Annotated in this window: 16 protein-coding genes; 9 read left to right on the plus strand and 7 right to left on the minus strand. The window is 30.1% G+C overall.

Annotated features, from left to right (window positions below; all coding sequences use genetic code 11):
* Window positions 1-187 precede the first annotated feature (187 nt).
* The 5 genes from EYW44_RS14840 to EYW44_RS14860 all read right to left on the minus strand — a co-directional run bounded on the left by EYW44_RS14840 (window position 188) and on the right by EYW44_RS14860 (window position 9167).
* Window positions 188-3100: a T9SS type B sorting domain-containing protein gene (locus tag EYW44_RS14840; RefSeq protein ID WP_132724462.1), complete on the minus strand. Its 2913-nt coding sequence runs from the start codon at window positions 3098-3100 to the stop codon at window positions 188-190.
* Between the two features lie 104 nt (window positions 3101-3204).
* Window positions 3205-6747 carry a T9SS type B sorting domain-containing protein gene (locus EYW44_RS14845; RefSeq protein ID WP_132724463.1) on the minus strand — a complete coding sequence of 1181 codons (3543 nt, stop codon included), beginning with the start codon at window positions 6745-6747 and terminating at the stop codon, window positions 3205-3207.
* A 42-nt stretch (window positions 6748-6789) separates the two neighbouring features.
* On the minus strand, window positions 6790-7620 hold the full coding sequence (locus tag EYW44_RS14850; protein WP_132724464.1) for an ABC transporter permease: 831 nt from the start codon (window positions 7618-7620) through the stop codon (window positions 6790-6792).
* A gap of 16 nt (window positions 7621-7636) precedes the next feature.
* Entirely contained in the window at window positions 7637-8533 is an 897-nt protein-coding gene (locus tag EYW44_RS14855) for an ABC transporter ATP-binding protein (RefSeq protein ID WP_132724465.1), read from the minus strand.
* Between the two features lie 133 nt (window positions 8534-8666).
* Complete coding sequence (locus tag EYW44_RS14860) at window positions 8667-9167, minus strand: IS1096 element passenger TnpR family protein (RefSeq protein WP_132724466.1); 501 nt, start codon at window positions 9165-9167, stop codon at window positions 8667-8669.
* Between the two features lie 75 nt (window positions 9168-9242).
* Between EYW44_RS14860 and EYW44_RS14865 the strand changes: the two genes are divergently transcribed.
* Genes EYW44_RS14865 through EYW44_RS14875 form a run of 3 tightly spaced genes read left to right on the plus strand, consistent with a single transcriptional unit; the run spans window position 9243 to window position 11556 of the window.
* Window positions 9243-9659, plus strand: a complete 417-nt coding sequence (locus EYW44_RS14865; RefSeq protein ID WP_132724467.1) for a PaaI family thioesterase — start codon at window positions 9243-9245, stop codon at window positions 9657-9659.
* A 2-nt stretch (window positions 9660-9661) separates the two neighbouring features.
* Window positions 9662-10507, plus strand: a complete 846-nt coding sequence (locus EYW44_RS14870) for an alpha/beta fold hydrolase (protein WP_132724468.1) — start codon at window positions 9662-9664, stop codon at window positions 10505-10507.
* Window positions 10504-11556 (plus strand): isochorismate synthase, encoded by a 1053-nt coding sequence (locus tag EYW44_RS14875; RefSeq protein WP_132724469.1) that lies wholly within the window; start codon window positions 10504-10506, stop codon window positions 11554-11556. The genes EYW44_RS14870 and EYW44_RS14875 overlap by 4 nt, the downstream gene beginning before the upstream one ends.
* Window positions 11557-11671: 115 nt before the next feature.
* On the opposite strand, the gene EYW44_RS14880 is transcribed toward EYW44_RS14875, so the two are convergent.
* Both EYW44_RS14880 and EYW44_RS14885 read right to left on the minus strand, forming a co-directional pair.
* Window positions 11672-12031: a PUR family DNA/RNA-binding protein gene (locus tag EYW44_RS14880; RefSeq protein WP_132724470.1), complete on the minus strand. Its 360-nt coding sequence runs from the start codon at window positions 12029-12031 to the stop codon at window positions 11672-11674.
* A gap of 82 nt (window positions 12032-12113) precedes the next feature.
* Entirely contained in the window at window positions 12114-13868 is a 1755-nt protein-coding gene (locus tag EYW44_RS14885; RefSeq protein WP_132724471.1) for an ABC transporter ATP-binding protein, read from the minus strand.
* A 178-nt stretch (window positions 13869-14046) separates the two neighbouring features.
* On the opposite strand from EYW44_RS14885, the gene EYW44_RS14890 reads away from it, so the two are divergent.
* The 6 genes from EYW44_RS14890 (at window position 14047) to coaE (ending at window position 18641) form a co-directional block, all read left to right on the plus strand.
* Window positions 14047-15147 (plus strand): Glu/Leu/Phe/Val family dehydrogenase, encoded by a 1101-nt coding sequence (locus tag EYW44_RS14890; RefSeq protein ID WP_132724472.1) that lies wholly within the window; start codon window positions 14047-14049, stop codon window positions 15145-15147.
* 75 nt (window positions 15148-15222) lie between these two features.
* On the plus strand, window positions 15223-16161 hold the full coding sequence (nusB, locus tag EYW44_RS14895) for a transcription antitermination factor NusB (RefSeq protein ID WP_132724473.1): 939 nt from the start codon (window positions 15223-15225) through the stop codon (window positions 16159-16161).
* A gap of 48 nt (window positions 16162-16209) precedes the next feature.
* A complete protein-coding gene (locus tag EYW44_RS14900; protein ID WP_132724474.1) occupies window positions 16210-16686 on the plus strand; it encodes a DUF1573 domain-containing protein in 477 nt (158 codons plus the stop codon).
* 8 nt (window positions 16687-16694) lie between these two features.
* Window positions 16695-16994, plus strand: coding sequence for a preprotein translocase subunit YajC (gene yajC, locus EYW44_RS14905; RefSeq protein ID WP_243643674.1), 300 nt, complete (start codon window positions 16695-16697; stop codon window positions 16992-16994).
* A 102-nt stretch (window positions 16995-17096) separates the two neighbouring features.
* Window positions 17097-18032 carry a CdaR family protein gene (locus EYW44_RS14910; RefSeq protein ID WP_132724476.1) on the plus strand — a complete coding sequence of 312 codons (936 nt, stop codon included), beginning with the start codon at window positions 17097-17099 and terminating at the stop codon, window positions 18030-18032.
* 30 nt (window positions 18033-18062) lie between these two features.
* The gene (gene coaE / locus EYW44_RS14915; protein WP_132724477.1) at window positions 18063-18641 is read left to right on the plus strand and encodes a dephospho-CoA kinase; all 579 of its coding nucleotides are present in this window, start codon (window positions 18063-18065) and stop codon (window positions 18639-18641) included.
* Window positions 18642-18761: the final 120 nt, after the last annotated feature.

Raw genomic sequence — 18761 nt, forward strand, 5'->3', positions numbered from 1 at the left:
CTATTTCTAATTCTATCATATCTTTGTTTAGTACTTGGTACATAGGGTTGTGTTTTTATGTTTCGCAACACAAATATCTACAACCCTTAATTTTTTCTCAAAAAAAGTCAAGATGACTTCATTCATAATCAATAATTATAATGAATAAAAAATGACGATATGCAATTAAATTTTTACGTTTTTATAGTTAATCTAAAAGTAAAGAAAAATGCCCTTTTCTTGTAATTACATTTCCATTTCTATCGGTAAGTTCAATGTTAAACCAATAATCATTAGAAGGAAGTGCATTTCCATTATAAGTTCCATTCCAGCCTTGGTCATCAACTTTTAAAGAAGTCAATAGTTTTCCATATCTATCAAAAATATAAATACTATTACTTGGATAAAAAAGAGAGTTCGCTCCTTTAACATTCCAGGTATCATTAATACTATCTTCATTAGGAGTAAAGAAATCAGGGAACTCTAAAACAGAAACATCCAGTTCAGCTATTCCACAATTGTTTTTATCTCTAACTAAAATAGTATAGATGCCTCCTTGTAAATTTTCGAATTTTGGTTCGTCTTGATAATCTTGAACAATTTGACCATTCTCATCTTGTAAGGCAAATTCATAAGCACCAATACCAAGGTTTCCAGTATCATTGTTAATTGTGATAGTATTATTGTCAGAATCATCAATAATTGACACATCATTTTGGTTGATAGTTGCAATAATAGACTCATTTACAAAGATGATTCTTGAGCGTTTACATAAAGTAGTTGTATTGATAGCAGTAACTTTGTATTCACCGCCTTGAGTTAAATTTAGTGTCTGATTGTTTCCAATAACGGTAGCATTTCCATTTCTTGTCCACTCATAAGCATAGGTATCGCCAGGAGATTCAGCTTCAATGGAAGAAAGATTATTCAAGCATAAAATTTGAGGAGAAGTAACATCAAAGCTTGGTAGTGGAAGAACTCTCACAAAAAGTTTACTAAGACCAGTACAATTGTTATTAATTTTATTGATGATTTTAATATAAATTGTATTACTTGCTAATCCAGGGAAATTTGTGTTTCTGTATTTACTGATATCGGCGATTTCATTAGTTACTGCATCTCGATCAGCTTGGGTTTCAAAAAAAAGGACCTTCAAATCACTTCTAATTGCAGGATCAAATAAGTTAATAATTTCTCCTTCAGCAATAGAAAAATCAAAATTAGTAATACCATCTGTATCATCATTACTTGGCGTATTGTTTCCGTCAGCATCTAAGAAATCGTCACATTCTGTAAATTCTTTATCGTACATAATGTCAGCAGCAAAAGAGATGATTACATTTATTTGAGAAACTCTAAAACAGTCTTTATCTGAAATAGTTCTCACCCAAACAACTTCACCGTTCGTAGCGTTATAGTTGATAGGATCTGCTATGGGAGCATTATCAGTATTAGCATCTACTTCTGAAGTATAATATTTAAAAGTTTCATTTAAATGATTATTAGAAATATTAATTTGTGCTTGAGTTAAATTGATAATTGCCGTAAAATCACCATCATTTTCACATTGCTCAATTTGAACAATAGGGTTAATTATAACTGGTAAAGGATTTACAACTAATTTAAAAGGTTTAAAGGTTGCTGAAGAAACAGTTGTAGCAACGCTACATGAAGTATTAGAACTGTTTTCTACTCTTACAAAAATTACTTGCTCATTGGGAATGATATTGGTGTAAGCTATATTTTTATCAATAACATCAGTTGTTGCATTTGTTTGAGCTCCAGCTAATGTAGTATGGTAACTAACGCTGTACTGAGTAGGAGATAAACCGCCTAGTATTTCATTGTCTTTGGTAGCTAAAATAAAATTATTGTAAAAACCAACAGGATTACCTAGATCGTTACAAACAACGATGTCTGACGGTTGTCTGGGTGTTGGTAATGAGTTGATATCTAAGCTAAAAGATGTAGTGTCAAAACAAGTGTCTGGATTACTAGTATTATGAATTCTAGCATAAATAGTTTGTGTACTATTTGCTGTTGAATTTGTATATGGATTTGCTAATGCATTTGCTGTATTATTGTTATCAGCATCAGTCTGACTTAAAAAGTACACTACTTCAAATTGTATAGCTGATTGTGCTCCTAAAACTAGAGGAGTAACATCATTTTGTAAATCAAAAGTATGAAAGCCATCACTGTCACTATCACAAAAATTAATGTCAGCAGGTTTATTAGCAACAGGAACGGGCAAAAAAGTAATATCAATGTCGTCAGTAGCGGTTCCACCAACATCATCAGTTATAATTACCCTGTAAGTACCAGACTTATCGTTGTTTATTGTTAAAGTGTTACCCGTTTCCCCAGCGATTGTTGTAAAACCAGCACCAGTATCTATTTGCCACTCATAAGAGGTAGCAGTACCAGTTGAAGGAGTTCCATCTAAAGTAATGGTTGTACCATCACAAACGGTTTGATCAGGACCAAGTTCACCAGCAATAATAGAACAGTCAGTTTCACCAGCACCTGTAGTTCCTAGATTAGTTTGTTCTAACTTAATTTTTCCAGGTGAGTCTTGAAAGTTTGTTATTAAAAGGATATAAAATTCACCAGCTACGGCATTTTCAATAGTAAAGCTTTCAATGGCAGATCCACTATAACTACAGTCCATAATATTTGTTCCATCTTCATTGTTTATATAATAATCTGGATCAAATGTATTGTCTACACAAGTAGTTGGAGCTCCAGTTGTATCAACACAAGTAGTAGCTAAACTAGAGCAATTTCCATCTGGTGCAGTAAAAGGTCCCCATGATGTAAAATCGACATCTAAAGTATTACCAACAACATTTCCAGCAGCATCAAAATCTTGAGCTTGGATAATTTGAAATTCTAACCTACCACTACTTTCAACTCTAATAAAAAACCAAGCTGGATTAGGAGTTGTAGATAAACAAGCTATTGTTCCAGTATTAGGCTTTCCTGTAACATTGTCAAATATTTTTACTCCCATATCATCAGAACACATAGGTTCAGCAGCATCACAGGTAGATGCACCATCTTGAGCATTTGCGAATAAAATTAGAGAAAAATAAATTAAAAATAGTAGTGTTTTTTTCATAAGCTTGACAATTAACAATGCATATTCTTTTGACTAAAAAGAGTTTAGCAAATAAAAGGTTAAAACGATAATTAACCTAAGTTTGTGTATTAAATTTAACTTAATCAGTCAAAGATTAACGAAAAATGTCCTTTTCTACTTACTATATTCCCATCTCTATCTGTTAATTCTATGTTGAACCAGTAATCATTTGGCGGAAGTGCTTGTCCGTTATAAAAACCATTCCATCCTTGATCATCTACTTTTAAGGAAGTTAGTAACTTACCGTATCTATCAAAAATATAAATACTGTTTGTTGGGTAAAATAAAGAGTTGGCTCCTTTTACATTCCAAGTATCATTAATTCCATCTTCATTAGGTGTAAAAAAGTCAGGGAATTCTAGAACAGATACATCAAGTTCAGCAATACCACAATTATTTTTATCTCTAACTAAAATGGTGTAAATGCCTCCTTTCAGATTTTCAAACTCAGGTTCGTCTTGATAATCATAAACTATTTGATCATTTTCATCTTGTAAAGCAAATTCATAATCTCCAATTCCAAGTTCATCATTATTGTTGTTAATAGTTACGGTATTGTTGTCAGAATCATCAATTATAGAAACATTATTTTGATTGATAGATGCTATAATTGATTCATTTACGATAATTTTTTTAGTTCTTCTACAAAGAGTGGTGGTGTTAATTGCTGTAACTTCATATTCTCCTCCTTGAGTCAAGTTCAATTGCTGATTTGTTCCGATTACTGTAGCATTGCCATTTCTTGTCCATTCATAATTATAGCTATCACTAGGTGATTCAGCTTCAATGGAAGAAAGGTTATTTAAGCATAGAATGTAAGGAGAGCTAACATCAAAACTTGGTAGCGGTAATACTCTGGTGAATAATTTGGTTAATCCAGTACAATTATTATTTACTTTATTTATGATTTTTATGAAAATTGTATTGCTAGTAACGCCAGGGTTATTTGTGTTTCTATAATTGCTACTATCTGAAATTTCATTAGTTACAGCATCTCTATCAGCTTCGTTTTCAAAAAACAAAACTTTTAGATCGTTTCTAATGGCTGGATCAAATAAATTTATAATTTCACTTTCAGCAGCAGAAAAATCAAAACTAGTAATACCATCTTTATCGTCATTATTAGTAGTATCAGTCCCATCAGCATCTAAAAAGTCATCACATTCGGTAAACTCTTTGTCATAAATAATATCGGCAGCAAAAGATATAGTGATGTTTAATTGAGATACTCTGTAACAGTTTTTGTCAGAAATGGTTCTTACCCAAACTATTTCACCATTAGTAGCATTGTAATTTACCGGGTCAAGTATTTCAGCATTATCATTATTTGCATCAGTTTGAGAATTATAATATTTAAAACTTTCGTTTGAATGATTGTTAGAAATATTTATTTCTGATTGCGTTAAATTAACAATTGCAGTAAGGTCACCATCGTTTTCACATTGTTCAATTTGAACAATTGGATTTAATAATGTTGGTAGTGGATTTACAATTAATTTAAAAGGTTTAAAGTCTGTAGAAGCAGGATCTGATATACTATTACAAAGAGTATTAGCGTTATTTTCTACTCTTACATGTATGATTTGTTCGTTTGTAGAGGTATTTCTATAAGGTGCATTTTTATCAATAACATCAGTAGTAGAGTCAGTTTGAGCACCAATTAAAGTGCTATGATAACTTACGTTGTATTGAGTAGGAGATAAACTTCCTAAAATTTCATTGTCTTTAGTTGATAGTATAAAGTTGTTATAAAACCCATCTGTATCTCCTCCGCTAACTACATCGTCACATACTTCAAAATCTGAAGGTTGAATAGGTTCAGGAATAGCTGTTATAGATAAGTTAAATTGAGTGATATCATAACAAGTATTTGGAGCATTTTTATTATGAACTCTCACATAAAAAACTTCAGAAGCAAAAGGAGTTGCATTGGTATAAGGCGATGTTACAGTGTTTGCAGTAACATTATTTTCAGCATCTACTAAGTTGTTAAAATAAAGTACTTCAAATTTGTTTGGATCAAGACTTCCTAAAATCGTTGGATTTAAACTAGCCTCAAAATCAAAAGTATGAATTCCATCACCATCAACATCACAGTGATTTATATCAGCTATTGGATTGGCAGTTGCAGGCTCAAAAACATCAATTCTAAATTTTCCTTCAAGTATTACTGTTTCTCCACAATCATTTACAAGGTTAATAGTTAAAAGGTAATCACCACTATTACTCATGTCAACATTATTAAGCAATAAATTAGGTTGATTTGAAATAGAAGTTGTAGTTGTGCCATTATCAAATGTCCAATCGTATGTAATATTTGTTCCAGAAACATTTCCTGAGTTTATTTGTACAGAATCTCCAATACAGTATTTTTTATCTTGATTGTTGATGATTTCATTGGTAGCTACTTCTATAATTTCAATAGGTAATAGAAGTGAAGAAATGAAAGGTGGTAAACCTTGTGTAGATAACTCACCACCTAAATCAATAGCGTTTTTAGTAAAAATGACATCGTCAGCATCTGCATTAGGATTTTCAATAACATCTAGAAATTTTGCATCTCCAGCAGGGTCATTATAGGCAAGAGGAATAGTAGCGTATATTTTACTATCTGGACCTAATTGCAGAGCTCCTCTAAAACCAGGGTTTTGATCATGAATTAATCTTTTAGAACCTCTAATATTTGCAGCGTTTAAATCAAATTGAAAAAGTTTATATGTTGTTGCAAATTCAGCTAATGTAAAACGAAAACCAGATACTGTAGAAATATATAGTTTTTGAGAATCAACAGAGAATTCTACACCATATGGTTGACCATCAGCAGGAGCAGTAAGTACAATTTCTGAGTTTATATCTACAACACCTGTAAGTGCATCAAAATCATAAATCATAGCATTCCCTGATCCGCTTGTTCCATTTGGCATATTGGCAACTGCTAACTTTTTTCCATCAGGAGAAAGTTTTAAATAGCCTCTTCGAGAGGAAGCTGTAGGAACAGGAGATGTCACAGGAGTAACATTCACACCGGTGTTGTCAATTTTAAAAGCGTAAAAAATACTATTAACAACAGAAACTACCCAATAGGTATTACATTCAATACCTCTAACTGCGGCAACTTTTTCTGTCCAAGAATTACCTAAACCACCTGACAAATCAACCGGACCATCTACAATTTCACCAAGACCTCCATTTTTAGAAATATCAATGGTGTAAAAGTTTAAACCAAAAGCAAAAGCAGGAGCAGAAGGATTGTTACTAACACCGTCATCTACAGTAAAAAGATAATAAATAGTAGATGAATTAGGTTTAGGTATAATCATACCAGATTGACTACTAGAAGGATCTCCTCTTAGATTATCACCTAAGGTACCATCGGAATATTTCATAATATCATGATTTTTATCCCAAACAGTTATTCCATCTGAATAAAACAATAAATTACCGTTTCTATCAGAGAAAGTAGAACATCCTTCTAGAGTATTTAGTTCACCATTGTTCAATGCTGTTGGTGGAGTAGTGCTAAAATCGATTCCAGCATTTCTTCCAAAGTACCAAATATTAGCTTCTCTTTGAGCAATAATATTGATACAAGAGGTTAATAAAGCTAGTAAGATTATTTTTTTCATTTTCAGCTTTAGATTAGTCAGAAGCTAAAAATATAAAAAAACTTACAAATCGCGCTTTTTTAACAAGCTATATGATAGATATATGAAAATAAATGTCCAAACAAGTACAATAATGATGTTAAATATACTTATTGAGTAATCTTTATCGAAGTTTTCACCTATTTGATTGGCTAGAGTTTTTACAGCTCCAATTCTACTTCCTGGCTCTACAATTAAATTTTGCATAGCTTCTAACGGAAAAAAGTTTTTGATGGCTTGTGCTGTGCTCCATGAAGTAAATTTCCAACCTAATATACCATAGGCAATCCATTCAAAAAAGTACCAAGAAATCATAGCACCTATTGCAAAAGCAGATCGTTTTATTAAGATACCTAAAAATAATCCGAAAGAAAAGAAACCAACAAGTTTTACAAAAAAGGCAAATAAGTATTCTAAATCAGAAAGTATGATAGATAACTCAGTAAAATCAGAATATATTAGACCTAATACTAGTGAAACAGCAAAAACAAAAATCGTTGATAAAGCTGCAAAAATTACGACCGTATAAAACTTAGATAAAATGAATTCTTTTTTACTTAAACCATCAATTAAGTTTTGTTTGAGGGTTTTATAGCTGTATTCATTCGCCATCATGGATACAATTACAAACAGTAAGAAAAATTTTAAAATAGAGGCTGTATATGTATTAAAGTGCCAGATGTAAGGAAAATTAAAAATTCCTAAATCAGCTAAAGCAATCTTCTTTCCAAAAGGAAATTTAATCATTGCTATTAAGGCAATAGATGTAAGTAGTCCAAAGTATATAAAAGTAAGTACTTTACTTGCTTTGTTATGTTTTAGTTTATGAAACTCTATATTGATTAGACGTAGCATGGCAATTGTTTTAGAATTAGTTACTAGTAAGGTTTAAAAATTGTTCCTCTAAGCTAGGTTTACGCTTTATTAAGTGAGAAACAATAATACCTTTTTCGTATAAATATTTGTTAATTTGAGCAGCAGAAGTTTCATTTTCTAATCTAGCAATAACCAGATCATCTTCTACATTTACAGTTGCTATATCAAAATAGTTTTTTAAACTATTTATAAGTTCCTCTTGGTTGCCTTCAGTTTTTACTTCAATTATACCGTTTGAAGCAATCATGTTTTCAACTCTACCACTATAAAGTTTTACTCCTTGACGGATTACAATAACATGCGAACATACTTTTTCAACTTCATCAAGTAAATGAGAAGCAAGTAGTATTGTTGTACCGTCTTTAGCGATTCTCTTTATAATTTGTCTAATTTCATGAATTCCCTGTGGGTCAAGTCCGTTAGTTGGTTCATCTAAAATTAAAATCTCAGGATTATTTAAAAGGGCAGAAGCAATGGCTAAACGCTGTTTCATACCTAAGGAGTATGTTTTAAACTTACTGTCTTTTCTTTCATAAAGGTTTACCACTTTTAACTTTTCGTCAATGTTAGTATAAGGAACTCCTTTAATTTTACATATAAGTTCTAAGTTTTGAGTAGCTGTCATGTATGGATAAAAGTTAGGACGCTCTATAATTGCTCCTACTTTTTTTAAAGCCTCATGAGTAGACATTGTGTCGTTAAACCAAGCGAATTCTCCACTTGTTTTATTTACAACATTTAAAATAATACCTAGCGTAGTTGACTTACCACTACCATTAGGACCTAAAATTCCGTAAACATTTCCTTTCTCAATATCAAAAGATAAATTGTTTACTGCATGAACTCGACCATATTTTTTGTCGAGATTTCGTATGGATAATATTGTGTTCAAGAGTATACTGTTTTATTCGATTTTTTTATTCGACGAACAATATACCAAATTGTTACGAGAGTTTTTTTTGTAAGTGATTAATGAATTGTTTACTAGTAGATTGATTATACTTTTTTAAGTCGACCTTTTTGACTTAAAAATTATCAAGATCTAGATTGTCTAAACTTTCAAAATCATCAAAAGGATCGTTAAATTCATCATCAAAATCATTAGCAATGCTATCAGATTCAAAAACTTTAGTAGGTGCTTCATTAGGAATTTCTCCCACGTTTAGAATTATTTTAGTGTCCACTATAGGTTCTAGTGAAGTTTCTACTAATTCAATATAAAAAGTCCACATATGAAGAAAGTCGTATACATAGATAAGTTTATCTTCTTGTTTTTGTAAAATTTCATTAATTCTACAAGTTGCCATTGATAAACCTTGACCAACTTCCGCCATGTTGAATAAAGGAATTTCTTCACCTTGATTCCATTCATGATCAGTTTGATAAAAAGAAGCCATCTCTTTACCGTCAAAACCAAATGCATTTGCAATATCAAAATGTAATTTTTCAAGAGTTGCTTTTTCATCAACTAATAATGTTCTAATTACATCATTTTCCACATCTAGTATTGCTCTAACTTTGTACATTGTAATTCTTTTTAAGACTACAAAAATACGTATTTTTACAACTCAATTTCATTATCACAGGATTATTTCATACACATGGAGAAAGATAAATTATTGAAAAGTTTGAATGCTCAGAATACGAGTACCTTAATGGAAACTTTAGAAATAGAGTTTATAGATGTAGGAGAAGACTTTTTAAAGGCAAAAATGCCAGTAACATCTAAAGTGTATCAACCATTTGGTATTTTGCATGGTGGAGCCACAGCAGCATTGGCTGAAACTGTGGGAGGATGTGCATCTACATTTTTTTTAAGAGATACTGCTAAGGTGGTAAAAGGAATTGAGTTAACAGTAAATCATGTAAAAAGCAAGAAAGACGGATTCATATTTGCTACTGCAAAACCGATTCATAAAGGAAGAACGACACATTTATGGGAAGTAAGAGTAGTTGATGAGGATGAAAATTTAATATCGGTTTGTAAGCTAACAAACATCATTTTAGATAAAAGGTGAAGTTGTTTAAAAAAATAATAAAGATTCTGTTAATAGTACTTCTTTTAGGAGTAGTGATTCTTTATTTTGTTTTTTCTAGTTTTACGGCTCCCAAATCAGATTCAGCTTCTTTGGCGCTGTATGAACAAAGTGTTATTCAACCTAAATTATCAAAAGAAATCTTTAGAGGGATGTCTTTTAGAAAAATTGAAATTTTAAAAGATACAACACTACCAACGCTTGTTTTTGTTCATGGAGCAGTTGGATCTTTAAATGATTTTTCAGCATATATGTCAGATAGCTTATTACAAACAAAGGCTAATATGATAGCTTATGATAGAGTAGGGTACGGGTATCAAGATAAACATCAAGCACAGGAAAATATAGCTTTTGAAAGAGATGTTTTGAAAGATATTATCAAGGGTTTAAATAAGGATAAAGTGATTTTGGTTGGATACTCTTATGGAGGTCCTATTACTTTAGCAGTAAAGGAAAAGGTTAAAAAGATTATTTTATTAGCGCCAGCTGTAAGTAGTAAAGACGAGGTTGAACCTTGGATGATAAATTTTTATAAATGGTCGTTAACAAGGTGGTTGGTACCTGATGTGTGGAAACAAGCAAGTAAAGAAAAGTTGTCTCATAAAAAAGACTTGAGTAATTTTGAAAAAGAATGGAGTAAAACACCTAATAAAGTAGTGACTGTTCATGGTACAGCTGATTGGATTGTGCCTTATGAAAACTCTAAGTTTATAGAACGTCAGTTTTCTAAGGAAGATTTTAAATTTGTCTCAATTCCAGAAGCGGGACATGGTTTTATATGGTCGAATTATGAAGAGATTAGGCAACAATTATTAAAAGAGTTAGATTGAAAATATTAAAGAGAGCAGAGGAGTCGTTAGAGAAAGAATTACCATTTGTTGTTTACAATAAGCCAAATGAAAAAGCTGTAAAAGGTTTTTTTCAGAAAAATGAAGAATTATTTACCGCAGCATCTTACACAGAGTCAGGTTTTATTTTCGCACCTTTTGATAATAAAGAAACCTCGATTTTAATTCCTGATAATCAATCAGAGTTTTTAGAAGAAGATATTTCTTTTTCAGTATCCCAAGGAAAATTTGAAGAGGTACCATTAGAGGAAGTAGTAAGATTTCAGCATATTGATTTAGTTAAAAAAGGAATCGTTGCAATAAACACAGGAAGTTTAAAAAAAGTTGTATTATCTAGAAAAGAGAATGTATTCTTAAAAAAAGATTCAGTTTTAGATATATTTAAACGGTTAGTTAAAAATTATCCGACAGCATTTGTTTATCTATGGTTTCATCCTAAAGTAGGTGTGTGGATTGGTGCAACACCCGAGACGTTGTTAAGTACAACCGAAAATACTTTTAAAACGATGTCTTTAGCAGGTACTTTAACCGCAAAGAATGAAGAAGACATTGTTTGGGGAGAGAAAGAGTTGGAAGAACAAGAAATGGTAACTGATTATTTAATAGAGAAAATCGGAAGCATAACAAAAGATTATAAAGTTTCTAAACAAGAAACTTATCGAATAGGTGATTTGTTTCATTTGAGAACAAAAGTTGAAGGAACTTATAACGAATCAATAGAAAGTTTAATAAACTTATTGCATCCAACTCCTGCAGTTTGTGGTTTTCCTAAAGAACAAGCAAAGCAGTTTATTTTAGAAAATGAAATGTATCAGCGAAAATTTTATACTGGTTATTTAGGAGAATTGAATATCGGAATAGACTCAGTTAATTCTTCGAGTTTATTTGTGAATTTAAGATGTATGGAGGTTAATTTAGACGGTGAAAAAGGAACAATATACGTTGGTGGTGGTATTACTAAAGACAGTGAGCCGCAAAAAGAATTTCAAGAAACTATTTTTAAGTCGTATGCGATTAAAAATAATTTATAGTAGAAATTAGTTCTAGATTTATTTACAACCGATTAAAAAAACCAAACTATTAAATATGTAAGCATATTAATAAGAATGGTTTTTAATTGTGTAAATTGAATTTGAACTAAATCGGTTATATGTCGTCAAAAGAAACATCAGTAAAACTCTCAGCAGTTTGCTCTACTAATACTTCTTCATTTTTCTTATAATCTTTTTGGTGTCTTTCGCTAATAACTTCACTACCTTTTTGAGAAATAATATACTCTGTAGCTTTGTTTAACATGTCTTTGAAATCATTAAAATCTTCTTTGTACAAGTAGATTTTGTGTTTTTGATAATGGAAAGAACCATCATCATGTGTAAATTTTTTACTCTCAGTTACAGTTAGATAATAATCATCTGCTTTCGTTGCTCTAACATCGAAGAAGTAAGTTCTTCTTCCTGCTCTTAATACTTGTGAAAAGATTTCTTCTTGTTCAGCTCTCTCGCTCATAATTCAAAGTCTTAATAATACTAGTTATTTGTTTTTTTCACTAACAAATCTAACAAAATATTTGACTAAACCATATAAAAGTCTAAATTTCTTTTTCTAAAAGTTGTTGTTCATACAAATTTTTATATATTCCGTTTCTTGTTATAAGTTGATTATGAGTTCCTTGTTCTGCTATTTTTCCGTTCTCTAGAATGATGATTTTGTCAGCGTTTTTAACCGATGAAACTCTGTGACTTATGATAAAAGTAGTCTTACCTTTTGATATTTCATTTAAGTTAGAAAGTATTCTTTCCTCAGTTTCAGTGTCTACGGCAGATAAGCAATCATCAAAAACTAAAATTTTAGGATCTTTAATAATTGCTCTTGCGATAGAGGTACGTTGTTTTTGACCACCAGATAAAGTAACACCTCTTTCTCCTAAAATAGTTTTGTAACCATTCTTAAATTGAACAATATTATCGTGAATAACTGCTTTTTTGGCTGCGTTTATGATATCTTTTTCAGAAGCATCATTTTTACCAAATTTGATATTGTTTTCAATAGTATCAGAAAAAAGGAAAGGATCTTGAGGAACAAAACCAATTTGATCTCTTAGGTTGTACAAGTTCAAATCCTTTATAGGAGTACCATCAATATTAATAGTTCCTTCCGTGGTATCGTACATTCTAGTAATTAAATTGGCAATAGAAGTTTTACCACAACCAGTTTTTCCCATAAAAGCAATGGTTTCTCCTTCTTCAACATCAAAACTAATATTATTTAAAGCAGTAATGTTTGTATCGTCATAAGTTAGAAATACATTATTGAAACTGATATTTCCTCTTAAGGTAGTTTTTTCGTTATTGGTATTAATTATTTCAGGTTTTTGCTGTAAAAATTCATTAACTCTTTGTTGTGAAACTTCTGCCTGCTGAATAATAGAAGTAACCCATCCAACAATTGCTACTGGCCAAGTTAAAATATTAACGTATAAAATGAATTCAGCAATAACACCTATTCTAATATTTCCAGCTATGTATTGTTTACCACCAATATATAGAACTAATATGTTGCTTATTCCAATTAATAAAATCATTAAAGGAAAAAACAATGCTTGTACTTTAGATAAATCGATATTCTTTTCTTTAGATTCATCAGCAAGTTCATTAAAGCCATTTAAAACGTTCTTTTCAATAGCATACGATTTTACAACATTAATTCCAGAGAAAAATTCTTGATTAAAAGTGGTAAGTTTAGAAAGGTATTCTTGAACAATAGTAGTACGCTTGTTGATTTGCTTACTTAAAAAGAAGATAGATATTGATAGAACAGGAAAAGGAATTAAAGTATATAAAGTTAACTTTAAATCAGTATTTAACATTTTTGTAAATCCAATAGCAAATAATACAATCATATTTAATGAGTACATTATGGCAGGACCAAAGTACATTCTTACTTTAGAGACATCCTCAGATATACGATTCATTAAATCACCAGTTCTATTTTTCTTGTAAAAATTGGTAGAAAGTCTTTGATATTGCTGGTAAATCTCGTTTTTCAGATCAAATTCAATCAATCTAGAAACTACAATTATGGTTTGTCTCATTAAAAAAGTGAAAAAACCAGCTAAAAGAGTAATACCAACAATCATTAAAATATTAATTAATAACTCATGTTTTACTTCTTCTAGGTCTGTAACATTTCCTTTTAAATAATCTTCAACTATGTTTAAAGAATTCTTTATTATTTCAGGAATTTTTAAGGCTAATAATTTAGATAAAACGGTAATTATTACTCCTATAAATAATCGCCATTTATACTTTACAAAGTATTTATTTAAATATTGTAGTGCTTTCAATGTTTAAAAATGAATTTTTATGTTTGTTTTTTTATTAAATATTAAAAAGAAAACGTTTTCTTATTACGAAATTCTTAAATTAACAGTCTTTTTTTGTTTATTAATTACGACTTTTATATTTTAGCAATCTCAATATTAAGAAATAGTAAAGCATTTCTTTATAAAAACAACTAAACATATGATGTCGGAAATTATAGATACCAAAGATCTTAAAAACGATCCTGTTTTCGGACAGTTATCTTTTGATGGTCATGAACAAGTCGTTTTTTGCAATGACGAAGATACAGGTTTAAAAGCAATAATCGGTGTTCACAATACAACTTTAGGACCTGCTTTAGGAGGTACAAGAATGTGGCAATACAAAACCGAATGGGAAGCTTTAAACGATGTGTTAAGATTATCTCGTGGGATGACATATAAAGCAGCTATTACTGGTTTAAACTTAGGTGGAGGTAAAGCTGTAATTATTGGTGATGCTAAAACTCAAAAGAACGATGCGTTAATGCGTAAGTTTGGTGAGTTTGTTGATTCTTTAAGCGGAAGATATATTACTGCTGAAGATGTAGGTATGGAAACTCGTGATATGGATGTTGTAAGAGAAGTAACACCTCACGTAACTGGTGTTTCTGAATCTAATGGAGGTTCTGGAAATCCTTCTCCTGTAACAGCTTACGGTGTATACATGGGAATGAAAGCTGCTGCTAAATATAAGTTTGGTACTGATAATTTAGAAGGAAAAAAAGTGTTAGTACAAGGTGTTGGTCATGTAGGAGAAACTTTAGTGAAGCATATTACTGATGAAGGAGCTCAAGTTATTTTAAATGACATAAACGAGGCTCGTTTAGAGGAGTTAAGTAAAAAATACAATGCTAATGTAGCTTTAGGAAATGATGTTTACGGATTGGATATTGATATTTATGCTCCATGTGCATTAGGTGCTACTGTAAATGATGATAGTATTGCTCAATTACAAGCTAAAGTTATTGCAGGTGCTGCAAACAATCAGTTAGCAGATGAATTAAGACACGGAAAGATGTTAAAAGAAAAGGGAATTGTTTATGCTCCTGATTTCTTAATTAACGCTGGTGGTATCATTAATGTGTATGCAGAAGTAGCTGGTTATGATAAAGCAGAAAGCTTAAAAAGAACCGAAAACATATACAATACTACATTGGAAATACTTGATTTAGCAGAAAAAGAAAATATTACAACACACAGAGCTGCGTTTAATATTGCACAAGCGAGAATAGATGCTCGTAAAAAAGAACAAAATAGCTAAAGCAAACCAATAAAAGTTATATTTTTGCAAGGCGATAGAGTTTTCTCTATCGCCTTTTTTAAAGTTCCTACATAAATGATTAATAGAAGACATATTCGTTTAAAAGTTATGCAATCTGTATACGCTATGCAGCAATCTCAGAATACAGATTTGATTAAAGAAGAGAAGTTCTTGAAGTTTAGTGTTCAAAAAATGTTTGATTTATATGTGCTAAATTTTCAATTGATACTTGAAGTGCAAAAATTGGCGGCAAAGAAAATTGAACTTTCAAAGAAGAAAATTTTAGCTACTAAAGAAGATTTAAATCCAAACACCAAGTTTATTGACAATGAACTAATCAATCAAATTAAAGATAGTGTTAGTTTAGAAGGTTATGTTGAGTTAAATAATTTGAATAACTGGGATTTAGACGACGAATATGTAAAGATAATTTGGGAAAAACTTTCAAAGAGTAAGCTTTATGAAGAATACATGAAGACTAGAGAAAATTCTTTTCATGAAGATCAAATTTTCTTAGTAAACTTTTTTAAAGAAATTATTGCTCCAGAGGAAAAATTAGCTGAGTACTACGAGGATAAGATGATTTCTTGGGTTGATGATATTCCTTTCGTAAATACTTGGGTAGTTAAAACTCTAAACAAACAGAAAAAACAAAACATTTTTGTATTAGGTAACTTATACAAAGATGAAGATGATAAAAGATTTGTTACCGAGTTGTTTAATAAAGTAATGTTGCATAAGCACAAATATGATGATGACATTACAGATAAAACACCAAACTGGGAAACAGACAGAATTGCTGATATAGATATGATTTTATTAAAAATGGCAATCACCGAATTTTTACACTTTCCATCAATACCAAGTAGAGTAACTATTAACGAATATATTGAGTTAGCAAAAGATTATTCTACAAATAAGAGTGGTTATTTCATAAATGGAGTATTAGATAAGTTATCTAAAAGTTATACTGAATCTAAAAAGATGGTAAAGATTGGAAGAGGCTTACTTTAAATAAATAATAAAAAGTTTTAATTTTACATTAACTAATACATTAACAAAATGAAAAAACTAATATTAGGAATAGCTATTTTAACATCGGTAAGTACATTAGTTTCTTGCGGAAATGGAGGTAGTAGTGCTACTACAAAAATTAATAAAGCTAACGTAATTAGCGCAGAAGAAAGAGACAAGCAAATTAGTGCTGGTGCTCCAGAAATTTCTTTTGATAAAGTAGAACATGATTTTGGTACTGTAGACGAAGGTTTTGTAGTTGAAACTTCTTTTAAAGTAACTAACAGTGGTAAATCAGATTTAGTAATTACAAATGCAAAAGCAAGTTGTGGTTGTACAGTTCCAACTTGGCCAAGAGAAGCAATTAAGCCAGGTGAGTCTTCAGAAATTCAAGTTAGATTTAACACTTCTGGTAAGCCAAATAAACAAAGTAAAACAATCACATTATCTACAAATACTGAAAAAGGTCAAGAGTTATTGAAAATTTCAGGTATGGTAGTTCCAAAATCTAAAACGAAAGCTTAATGTTTCAAATGATTTTTTTACAATCTCAAGGTTTTGATCAAAGAGGAATGATATTTATGTTTGGTGCATTAGCAGTGATGTACTTTTTTTTAATATTACCTCAAAGGAGAAAAGCTAAAAAAGAGAAAGAATTTAGAAACGATATTAAAAAGGGAACTAAAGTTGTAACAACAAGTGGTATTCATGGTAAAGTTGCAGAAATTAACGATACTAACAATACTGTTGTAATAGAAACGGGTGCAGGTAAGATTCGATTTGAAAGAGCTGCCATTTCTATGGAATTGTCGCAAAAACTTTCCCAAAAATAATTAATAAATTCAATCATTAAAGTGAGCTTATTGCTCACTTTTTTTTGTTTTAAAATATCTTAATGTTATCTTTAATCTGATACAAACAAAAAATAGAGACTATTGAATAAAAGAATACAAATACCTAAAATATTTTTTGGTTTTTTATTGACGTCATTTTTCATGTGGTTCCTTATTAATTTATCTAAGGAGTATGTTACTAAGATTACTTATTATGTTAGTTACGATAATTTAGCTCAGGATAAAATATTACAAGAAACACCTTTGCAAAAAATAGATTTTCTAATAAAAGGGAATGGTTTTAAACTTTTCACAGCAAGTTTCAGTAATAAACGTCTTTCATTTTCTGTAGATAAATTAAAAAGTAAAAATACAACTGATTATTATTTACTAACCAATAATAAAAAAAGAGAGATTCAAGATCAACTTAATTCAGGTTTAGAGCTTGTAGATATTTTAAAAGACACTTTGCACTTTAAATTAGGAACCTTAAAAACAAAAAAAGTTCCTGTTGTTCCAGATTTAGATTTAAATTATAAGTTAGGTTTCGGTTTGGCTGAAATGAAAATAAATCCTGATAGTATTTTAATTTCTGGTCCAGAATTACAAATAAATAAGATTAAAGAAATTACAACTAAAAAAGTGGCTTTTCAAGAAGTGAATGAAGATTTTTCTACAGATTTAGAAGTAGAGAGAAAGATGTTGTCTGATAATGTAAAGTTGAGTAACTCTTCAATAAATATAGAGTTGCTGATAGATAAATTTACTGAAGGAACTTTGGAAGTACCTATTAAAATAATAAATGCTCCTAAAAATTTGGAGTTGAATACTTTTCCGAAGAATGTTAAAATAACATACAGAGTAGGTTTAAAGAATTACAATAAAATATCGGCAGATTTATTTAATGTAGTATGTGATTATAAATTTACAAAGGATGGAAACTTATCTTATTTAGTACCTAAATTGGAAGATGCTCCTGAGCTGATATCTTTAGTAAGAGTATCACCGCAAAAAATTGATTTTTTAATTCAAAAATAAGATTTCTTAAAAATTAAAATTGTAAAAAAAATGTTAGTAGGTATAACAGGAGGAATAGGAAGTGGAAAAACAACTGTAGCAAAGTTGTTCGCAAAATTTGAAAATGTTGTTATTTATTTTGCAGATCAAGAAGCAAAACAATTGATGAACACATCAAGTATAATAAAAGAGAAAATAATAGCGAACTTCTCCTCAGAAGCATATATAAATGATGAGTTAAATAGGAAGTTCTTATCTAATATCGTTTTTAATAATAAAGAGAAACTTCATTTATTAAATTCAATAGTACATCCAGAAGTTTTTAAGCATTTACAAGATTTTAGAGAAGAGAATGCAGATAAAGATTATATACTTTATGAAAATGCTATTTTGTTTGAAAATGGAAGTGATAAGTTGTGTGATAAAATTATAACAGTAACAGCTCCAGTTGATGTTAGAATACAAAGAGTTGTTGATAGAGATAAGGTTACAAAAGAAGAAGTAATGAGTAGAATTAACAATCAATGGACTGATATGAAAAAGATACTTCAATCAAATTATGTTATTCACAATATATTACTTAGCGATACTGAGAATCAGGTAAGTAAAATTCATAATAAATTAACATAAAAGTATAGTTAGGTTGTAAATATCTTAACATACCTCTTAAAATTTTCTTAAAAACACACTATCTTTGTTAATCTAAGTTAAAAGCATATATAGCTTTATCTTAAAAAAGTACATTTGAAA

Origin of the sequence: Tenacibaculum sp. M341 (genome assembly GCF_004337695.1) — a bacterium.
Lineage (GTDB): Bacteria > Bacteroidota > Bacteroidia > Flavobacteriales > Flavobacteriaceae > Polaribacter.

What these genes read in the sequence shown, in the direction of transcription:
- EYW44_RS14840 (WP_132724462.1), bottom strand. Translation starts at nt 3,100, where the DNA reads ATGAAAAAAACACTACTATTTTTAATTTATTTTTCTCTAATTTTATTC.
- EYW44_RS14845 (WP_132724463.1), bottom strand. Translation starts at nt 6,747, where the DNA reads ATGAAAAAAATAATCTTACTAGCTTTATTAACCTCTTGTATCAATATT.
- EYW44_RS14850 (WP_132724464.1), bottom strand. Translation starts at nt 7,620, where the DNA reads ATGCTACGTCTAATCAATATAGAGTTTCATAAACTAAAACATAACAAA.
- EYW44_RS14860 (WP_132724466.1), bottom strand. Translation starts at nt 9,167, where the DNA reads ATGTACAAAGTTAGAGCAATACTAGATGTGGAAAATGATGTAATTAGA.
- EYW44_RS14865 (WP_132724467.1), top strand. Translation starts at nt 9,243, where the DNA reads ATGGAGAAAGATAAATTATTGAAAAGTTTGAATGCTCAGAATACGAGT.
- EYW44_RS14880 (WP_132724470.1), bottom strand. Translation starts at nt 12,031, where the DNA reads ATGAGCGAGAGAGCTGAACAAGAAGAAATCTTTTCACAAGTATTAAGA.
- EYW44_RS14890 (WP_132724472.1), top strand. Translation starts at nt 14,047, where the DNA reads ATGATGTCGGAAATTATAGATACCAAAGATCTTAAAAACGATCCTGTT.
- nusB (WP_132724473.1), top strand. Translation starts at nt 15,223, where the DNA reads ATGATTAATAGAAGACATATTCGTTTAAAAGTTATGCAATCTGTATAC.
- EYW44_RS14900 (WP_132724474.1), top strand. Translation starts at nt 16,210, where the DNA reads ATGAAAAAACTAATATTAGGAATAGCTATTTTAACATCGGTAAGTACA.
- yajC (WP_243643674.1), top strand. Translation starts at nt 16,695, where the DNA reads ATGATTTTTTTACAATCTCAAGGTTTTGATCAAAGAGGAATGATATTT.
- coaE (WP_132724477.1), top strand. Translation starts at nt 18,063, where the DNA reads ATGTTAGTAGGTATAACAGGAGGAATAGGAAGTGGAAAAACAACTGTA.